The 8,093-nt window shown below is 47.5% G+C and carries 7 protein-coding genes and 1 pseudogene; 7 read left to right on the top strand and 1 reads right to left on the bottom strand.

Translation table 11 applies throughout. The annotated features are described in order from the left end of the window. Positions 1 to 214: 214 nt before the first annotated feature. Positions 215 to 2,098 (top strand): ADP-ribosylglycohydrolase family protein, encoded by a 1,884-nt coding sequence (locus AZ66_RS09930; RefSeq protein ID WP_231586811.1) that lies wholly within the window; start codon positions 215 to 217, stop codon positions 2,096 to 2,098. A gap of 101 nt (positions 2,099 to 2,199) precedes the next feature. On the opposite strand, the gene AZ66_RS09925 is transcribed toward AZ66_RS09930, so the two are convergent. Continuing rightward, on the bottom strand, positions 2,200 to 2,586 hold the full coding sequence (locus AZ66_RS09925; RefSeq protein WP_044354702.1) for a helix-turn-helix domain-containing protein: 387 nt from the start codon (positions 2,584 to 2,586) through the stop codon (positions 2,200 to 2,202). A gap of 174 nt (positions 2,587 to 2,760) precedes the next feature. Between AZ66_RS09925 and AZ66_RS09920 the strand changes: the two genes are divergently transcribed. The 6 genes and pseudogenes from AZ66_RS09920 to AZ66_RS09900 all read left to right on the top strand — a co-directional run bounded on the left by AZ66_RS09920 (position 2,761) and on the right by AZ66_RS09900 (position 8,079). After that, entirely contained in the window at positions 2,761 to 3,069 is a 309-nt protein-coding gene (locus tag AZ66_RS09920; protein ID WP_021261021.1) for a hypothetical protein, read from the top strand. Positions 3,070 to 3,261: 192 nt separating this feature from the next. Continuing rightward, complete coding sequence (locus tag AZ66_RS32530) at positions 3,262 to 3,630, top strand: AraC family ligand binding domain-containing protein (RefSeq protein WP_231586810.1); 369 nt, start codon at positions 3,262 to 3,264, stop codon at positions 3,628 to 3,630. Then, positions 3,627 to 4,895 (top strand): ABC transporter substrate-binding protein, encoded by a 1,269-nt coding sequence (locus tag AZ66_RS09915; protein WP_231586809.1) that lies wholly within the window; start codon positions 3,627 to 3,629, stop codon positions 4,893 to 4,895. Before AZ66_RS32530 ends, AZ66_RS09915 begins: the two co-directional genes overlap by 4 nt. Before the next feature lie 101 nt (positions 4,896 to 4,996). Continuing rightward, positions 4,997 to 6,018 (top strand): annotated as a pseudogene (locus tag AZ66_RS09910) (ABC transporter substrate-binding protein). Positions 6,019 to 6,056: 38 nt separating this feature from the next. Further along, complete coding sequence (locus tag AZ66_RS09905; RefSeq protein WP_021261018.1) at positions 6,057 to 7,064, top strand: FecCD family ABC transporter permease; 1,008 nt, start codon at positions 6,057 to 6,059, stop codon at positions 7,062 to 7,064. Then, complete coding sequence (locus AZ66_RS09900) at positions 7,057 to 8,079, top strand: FecCD family ABC transporter permease (RefSeq protein WP_044354701.1); 1,023 nt, start codon at positions 7,057 to 7,059, stop codon at positions 8,077 to 8,079. The genes AZ66_RS09905 and AZ66_RS09900 overlap by 8 nt, the downstream gene beginning before the upstream one ends. Positions 8,080 to 8,093: the final 14 nt, after the last annotated feature.

Raw genomic sequence — 8,093 nt, 5'->3', positions numbered from 1 at the left:
ACAATTATGTAGAGAAGATTTATGCGGGCTATTTGGGAATGAATATCGGAATTCGTCTTGGAGCACCGGTAGAGCCAACAATTTGGACCTATGAGCGAATTCAGAATACGTATGGCGAGATTACGGGATATGTTAAGGATTTTTAATAATTTTTGCGGCAGATGACGACGCCAACGGCCCTTATTATTTCCTCCGTGCGCTCTATGATGATGCAGTGGATCGCGACATTACGCCAAATGATGTGGCCCGTGCTTGGCTCAACTATTCTCGCGAAGGCATCGGCATGTTCTGGTGGGGCGGATATGGCGTAAGCACTGAGCATACCGCGTATATCAATTTGAAAAAGGGAATCTCCGCTCCGCAATCTGGTTCGATTGAGCAGAATGGACAAATTATTGCCGAACAGATTGGCGGTCAGATTTTTATTGATACATGGGGACTTGTGAATCCCTGCAATCCAAAGAAGGCGGCTGACTTCGGCGAAGCAGCGGCAAGAGTATCACATGATGGTGAGGGTGTGCTTGGCGCGAGATTTTTCTGTGCGGCGATCTCGAAGTCATTCGAGACAGCGAACATCGAAGACATTATTGAAGCAGGTCTAGCGGAAATTCCAAGCGATTCCCTCTACGCGCAGGTTGCGCGCGCTGTCCTCGCCTTCCATGAACAGCATCCGGACGATTTCAGAGCATGCCGCGCGATGCTGGAGCGGGATTGGGGCTACGATAAATATACGGGTGTATGCCATATCATCCCGAATGCAGGCGTATGTGTGCTGTCCATGATTTACGGACAGGGCGACTTTAACCGTACTGTCGAAATCGCGACGATGTGCGGCTGGGATACGGATTGCAATGCTGGCAATGTCGGAACGGTGCTTGGGGTAGCTTGCGGCTTAAGCGGAATCGGGGAACATTATCGCGCACCGATCAATGACGGTATCGTCATGTCGGGCATCTCCGGTTATTTGAATATTCTTGATATTCCTACTTATGCGAAGGAACTGGCGATTCTGGGCTATCGCTTGGCCAATGTGCCATGCCCGCCTGAGCTGCTGGACAGCTGCAAGGAGAACGAAATTCATTTTGACTTCGAGCTGCCAGGCTCGACACATAATATGCGCGTATCCGATCCATTCTTCTGCCGCGTAAAGCATTCGACAGAACAGGCGTACCAAGGAACGGGATCGCTTGAGGTGCTATTTGATCGCATGACTCGCGGTGAGAGCTCGAAGGTGTTCTATAAGTCATTTTACACTCGGGACGACTTCAACGATGAGCGTTATTCGCCTACCTTCTCGCCGAAGGCTTATTCAGGTCAGACGGTATCGATGAAAATTTACCTCGATCAGTGGGGCGGCAATGCGCCGATGACGATTGCCCCATATGTGCGCTTGGCGAAGAGCAAGCGGGATTTGGTACAAGGATACCGCAAGCTTGTCAACGAGCAGTGGATCGATGTGGAATTTGTCATTCCCGACACAGAGGGAGAATTGATTGATGAGGTTGGCATCGTTCTGGAGTCAGACTCTACGCGCAAGCCGAAAAGCCTTGGACGCATCTTCATTGACGAATTCCGGATATACGGTAATGCGGCCTACACAATTGACTTCCACAAGCAGGCGATGAGCTTCGGCTGTGTGACCCCATTCGCTCACAATCAAGGGGCATGGAGCTTGGTAGATGGCAGCATGTACGTGATGACAGCCGAGCCTAGCGAGTCATATGCAGGCAATTATTTTGCGACAGATTACTCGGTTGAAGTTACGCTCAATCCGCAAAGCGGCGATTCACATCTCGTTGCGATACGGGCTCAAGGCGCTATGCGCGGCTACCATGCGGGACTGGACGGCAAGGATCAAGTGTCCTTATACGCAAATGACTTCGGCTATAAGAAACTTGCCGGCTGCACGTACCCATGGAAGTTCAATCAAGAGTACGACATCAAGGTAACCGCAGAAGGCAGTATCCTTACACTAAGCATCAATGGCGAGCAATTGCTGCAGCACGAGGATGATGCGTGGAGCTACGGCATGTATGGAGTAAGCACGCTCGGTGCGGCTAGAACCTACTATCGAAGACTGACAATAACGGAGTTGTAAACGAGACGATCGCCATTTTACAATACGAAGAACCCGCATGGATAAGGAGGGCGGGTTTTTCGTATTTGCGACGATTAGGTCGTGATTCTCCGGTGCTGCGTTTAGGAACGCTTATTTCCTTTGGAACTTTTAGCATCCATCGTGTTAAGGAAATCCTTTGTGGTTCGAACCACATACTTGACCTCATCAATCGATCTTTCCATGAGCGTGATTCTATGTAGATCAAGAAGCATCTGCTTGTCCTGAATGCCATCCTCGATGCCGAGCTTCTGAAAGTCAAACAGTTCACTAGGCATAATATCCAGCGCATGCATAAGGGATTCCAATGTCTTCAAGGTTACATTGACTTTACCGGATTCAATATCGGATATCCGCGACTTGCTCATGCCCTCTTTTCCCGTTCTTTCTGCAACTTGCTCCTGGCTTAATCCTTTTGCGAGTCGAATCATTCTTAGCTGTTCGCCAACAAACTTAAGCAAATCTGACATGATGTTCACCTCAGTTTAGAGGTTATTGAATCGTAGAGGAAAATGAGATATCACTATAACATAACAAAAAGATAAATGTTATACTATAATGGAACTATTATATGGAAAATGATATGAATCATGGATAATTGCATTTCCGTAATCAGTTTAGTAATCGATGTGGAGGAAGAAAAAATGTCTGATTGGGTAAAAGATACCTTGCAGCAACGATTGGAATTCCTTAGGACACAAGTCGAGATACTTCCGGAAATAACAATACTGCAGAATAAATTAGATGAATTGGAGCATTCGATTCAGCGAAAGTTAGGTCGAAGTGGGCGCAGCTTGCACAAGGAATGGATACAAGTGCAGAACGAGATGGCTTCTATGCAAATGGGATGGATCTATGCAAAGGGTGTACAGGATGGATTGAAGATGCTCATTTTCTTGAACAAGTCAGAGGAAGAATTGGCGATGAGTAATAGCCATCTCCCAATGAACTAGCAAGAACAATGTCATCAGGTTAGACAAGCTCAGCAGTAGGAACTGTTGGGCTCTTTGTATTGGTTTCATTCATAGCTATATTGACGATGATAATCATTATCAATTATGATGAGAAGGAGGATAGATTCATTAAGATAGATTCATTATGCTCACCGATTTCTTCTATATAAAGTAGGAGGCAGTATGGAAACGATGAATAAACGGAATCATTCCAGCAGTCGCATTTCCTGGAATAAAGCGATCTATAAACTGCGTACAGCAGAATACCGCAAGGATGTGCAGGGATATCAATCCGCCCAGCAGTGGACAAGTACACATCTGTTGATCATTACAACCCAAGGGCATGGAACGGTACAACTGGACAAGAAGGAATACTCCTTGTCTCGTGAGTGTGCGTATTGGTTCGCCCCTGCGCATACATTTGGCATGAAATCAGAAGCAGAAGATGGCATAGAGGCCTATCTTTTTATTTCGATATGTATAGAGAAGCAGAGGAGGGAGCATTGCTTCATCCCTTGCATGACGAACGGGAATTCGAACATCAGGAGACAATTGCGGTGACTTCTGCAGGAGAGCTGACACTGCTGTGCGATGCAGTCGTTCGCATGCATGGCAGCGAGAGTGCTCAGGAACGATTCCGTGCTCAATATGCCTTCCAGGAGCTTATCTATACGCTGCTGAATAAGAAGCCGTCTCTAACTGATCATGGAAGTTCATCAATTGAGAGAGCGAAGACATACATGGAATTGCACTACAGTGACAGCTTGTCGATCGAGCAATTGGGAGCCATTGCAGGAGTGAGTCCGAAGTATTTCGTTGATTTATTCAAAAAAACATTTGGCCTCAGCTCAAACGATTATTTGACAGAGCTGCGAATGAATAAGGCGAAGCAATTTCTGAATCGATCTGATGTGAAGCTGCGAGATATCGCGCATCAGGTTGGATATCAGGACGAGTTTTATTTCAGCCGGAAATTCAAGCAGGTGGTTGGTGTTTCCCCTTCGGTTTATATGAAGAGCCGCAGGAAGAAAATTGCCGCATACGGAACTGGAGTAGCAGGCTATCTGCTGGCGCTCAATATTATTCCATATGCTGCGCCCCTGCACCCAAAATGGACGAAATACTATTACGATCAATATCGCTATGATATTCCTGTTCATCTCAGTGCGTACCGTGTCAATGAGCACTGGGAAGCGAACATCATGAAGCTGCACGAGGCGGCGCCGGATGTAATCGTCAGCATAGATGGGCTTGCCGAGGAGGAGCAAGAGCAGCTTGGTCAGGTAGGCAGCAATGTCTGTCAAGTTCCAAGTACGAGGAATTGGCGAGAGCAGCTAGTGCATACAGCGAAGCTGCTTGGGGAAGAGACGGAGGCTGCGAATTGGCTTGCTCAGTATGATCGTAGAGTGGATTGGGTGAGAGAACAACTTCCATCTGGCGTGAAGGATGAAACCTTCCTCTTCGTTAGAATTTTGAGAAAGCAGATCTATGCATATTGCAATCGTGGAATTGCAGAGGTTGTATTCGATAATCTGCAGCTCCAACAGGCATTCCAATGGCCAGAGCAAGTCTATAACATGGAGCTGTCATTGGAGCAGCTTGCCCTAATCGATCCAGATCGCCTGCTCGTCAACGTCTGCCAAGAGAGTGAGACGTTAGCCGCTTGGGAACAGCTGCAGGAAAGCTGGCGATGGCAGCAGCTTAGTGCTGTGCGTCGTCAACGTGTTCATCTGATACATACGGATCCTTGGGTCGAGTATTCTCCGATTGCGATGGAACGAATGATGGATACGATGCTCCAATTGCTATCCGGAAATTGTCCATAACAATTCAGGAATTTATCCATTGGAGATTAGGGATAAACGTTCTATGATTTAATAGTGATAATCATTATCAATTGAAACGTTCGAAGGGAGTTCAGAAATAAATGAATAAATGGATGGCTAAGGGGTTATTATTGCTTTCACTTTCACTGGCTTTGACAGCATGCGGTGCTGGTGACGCGAAAGAAGGCGCTGATGCGAAGAATGGTTCCAGCACGGAAACGACTGCACCTGCAGCGTCAAACACAGACAATAAAGATAAAGAGTCGGCACCATCCGGCGAAACAAAAACAATTACGTATTTGGATCAAACGTATACGATCCCTGCTAAAAAAGAACTACGCATTGTAATCTCTGGTTCTATGGAATCCATGGAAGATGCGGTTGTACTTGACGCGAAGCCAGTTGGTGCAATTAGTGTAAGCGGGCAGTTCCCTGACTTGTTCAAGAAAGCGACAACGGAAGCCGTATCGGTCGGAGAGAAGATGGAGCCGGATTACGAAGGCATCTTGAAGCTGAAGCCAGACGTCATCCTCGCTTCTACAAAGTTCAAGCCAGAGGCTATCGAGAACTTCAAAAAATTACGACCACCATTCCGGTATCTCACGTGTCTACGAACTGGGAAGCCAATCTGAAGCTCTTGGCAGAACTGACAGGCAAGGAGAAAGAAGCGGAAGAGGCTTTGAACAAGTATAAAGCCGACTTGGATGCGACGAAAGCGAAGTTCGGCGATAAGCTGAAGGACAAGAAGGTATTGGCGGTTCGTGTTCGTAAGGGCGATCTGGCGATCTACCCTGAGGGAGTCTTCTTTAATGCTTCCCTCTATAACGATTTGGGTCTGACGGCTCCCGCAGAAGTGAAAGCAGCGAAGGCGCAAGAATTGATCTCGCTGGAGAAATTCTCGGAAATCAACCCTGACTATCTGTTCGTTCAGTTCTCTCCAGATGAGAACAAGAATACACCGAAAGCACTGGAGGATTTGGAGAACAATCCGATCTGGAAGAGCGTTAATGCGGTGAAGAACGGCAAGGTGTTCGTCAATGTTGTAGACCCGCTCGCACAAGGCGGCACAGCGCTCAGCAAATTCTTGTTCCTTGAAGCAGCTGTAGATAAGCTGTCCCAATAATTCAGATGTTCAAATAATAAACAACAGGTTGGTACGATATGCATAATAAGAAGGCATTGGCGATTGCAATCATGATCTTGTCACCAATTGCCATGGTGGCGGTCATCGTATTATCCGTGCTCTATGGAGCCAAGAACATTGATGCGAATACCGTATGGAATGCTGTATTCCACTTTAATCCGGACAATGTAGATCACCAAATTATTATGCACTCGCGCATGCCGAGGGCAATTGGAGCGCTCTTGATCGGGGCGTTCCTAGCCGTATCAGGAGCCATGATGCAGGGGATGACAAGAAACTATCTTGCATCCCCTTCTATTATGGGGGTGTCTGATGGTTCGGCCTTCGTCATTACGCTGTGCACGATTTTGGTTCCTTCTGCGTCATCCATCGAAATGATTTTCTTTTCGTTATTAGGTTCATTGTTTGGCGTCGTTGTCGTGTGGGGATTGGCCTCCACGATTCCGGGAGGGTTGTCGCCAGTGAAGATGGCGATTGTCGGAACGGTTATCGGAACCTTACTCAGCAGCATTTCATCTGCGATCGCCGTTTATTTTCAAATTTCGCAGAATATCAGCTTCTGGTATAATGCTAGGCTTCATCAATTGGATCCCCAGTTAATTAAGCTCGTTATTCCATTTGCTATCGTTGGATTTATTCTGGCGATGTCTGTCACCAGATCAATTACGACACTCTCGCTCGGTGAAGATGTTGCGGCTGGCTTGGGGCAGAAGACGTTTTTTGTGAAGCTGCTTGCAACCGCTTCGGTCGTCATTTTGACCGGTATTTCGGTAGCGCTGGCAGGCAAGATTGGCTTCGTTGGTTTAATTGTTCCTCATATTGCACGCATGCTGGTTGGACTCGATTACCGGTGGACAGTTCCTTGTGCAGGCTTGCTGGGGGCATTGTTCCTTGGCCTTGCCGATGTACTCAGCAGATTCATCAACCACCCATTCGAAACTCCAGTCGGTGTAGTAACAGCCTTAATTGGGGTTCCATTCTTCCTCTATCTCATTCGCAAAAAAGGAGGGGGAGGACGTGCATAGAGATTCATTGCTTCGTTGGTGGATTGTATTTGGCGTTGGGCTCGCATTGTTCTGTACGGCGGTATATATAAGCGTGACAAATGGCGTCTTCGATATGACGGTGAAGGATGTCTTCAATACCATCCTGGGCATTGATCCGCAGCCGGATCATGAGCTTGTTATCTTCGAGTTCAGACTGCCGCGCATTGTACTGTCTGCGATGGTAGGATTGGGTCTGGGCATAGCAGGTGCTGTTATTCAAGGCATTACGCGGAATGGCCTTGCCGACCCAGGGATTTTGGGTATTAACTCTGGTGCCGGAGCTGCAGTCGTACTGTTTATGTTTTTCTTCCAAGGGAAGATCGTCGGCACAGATTGGTTTGCAGTAATGGCTATGCCTTTGTTTGGACTTGTCGGTGGCTTGCTGGCAGCTATCTTTATTTTTGCGTTCTCATGGCATCGAGGCAGGCTTGATCCACAGCGCTTGATCTTGGTTGGTATTGCGGTAGCTTCTGGTCTCGGGGCATTGTCTATGTATATTTCATTGAAGATGAATCCGCAGGACTTTGAGATGGCAACGGTGTGGATGTCAGGCAGCGTATGGAATGCGAACTGGCATTACGTTGTGGCCGCATTGCCATGGCTTATCATTTGCGTCCCATTCATTTGGTTCAAGTCACGGAAGCTGGACTTGCTGCAATTCGAGCGAGACAGTGCGATGAGTCTTGGCGTGGCAGTCAATCGGGAGACAAATTTACTGCTGATAGCCAGCATTGGACTTGTCAGTGCTTGTGTATCCGTATCCGGCAGCATTGGCTTCGTCGGCTTGATCGCACCGCATATTGCGCGGAAGCTGGTCGGTGTGAGTCATCATCGCATGCTGCCCGTGTGCGGAATAATCGGGATGGTTATCGTTGTTGTCTCCGATTATATCGGCAGAACGATTTTTGCGCCGATATCATTGCCAGCTGGCGTCGTTGTGGCGCTGCTTGGCGTTCCGTATTTTATCTACTTGCTCTATCGAGCTCCGAAATAGTTCAATGCTAGAAA

Source organism: Paenibacillus sp. E194 (assembly GCF_000935845.1).
In the GTDB taxonomy this organism is placed as follows: domain Bacteria; phylum Bacillota; class Bacilli; order Paenibacillales; family Paenibacillaceae; genus Paenibacillus_B; species Paenibacillus_B alvei_B.
Note: the sequence above shows the minus strand (reverse complement) of the source record. Positions and strands in the feature narration are given on the sequence as shown.

What these genes read in the sequence shown, in the direction of transcription:
- AZ66_RS09925 (WP_044354702.1), bottom strand. Translation starts at nt 2,586, where the DNA reads ATGTCAGATTTGCTTAAGTTTGTTGGCGAACAGCTAAGAATGATTCGA.
- AZ66_RS09920 (WP_021261021.1), top strand. Translation starts at nt 2,761, where the DNA reads ATGTCTGATTGGGTAAAAGATACCTTGCAGCAACGATTGGAATTCCTT.
- AZ66_RS32530 (WP_231586810.1), top strand. Translation starts at nt 3,262, where the DNA reads ATGAATAAACGGAATCATTCCAGCAGTCGCATTTCCTGGAATAAAGCG.
- AZ66_RS09905 (WP_021261018.1), top strand. Translation starts at nt 6,057, where the DNA reads ATGCATAATAAGAAGGCATTGGCGATTGCAATCATGATCTTGTCACCA.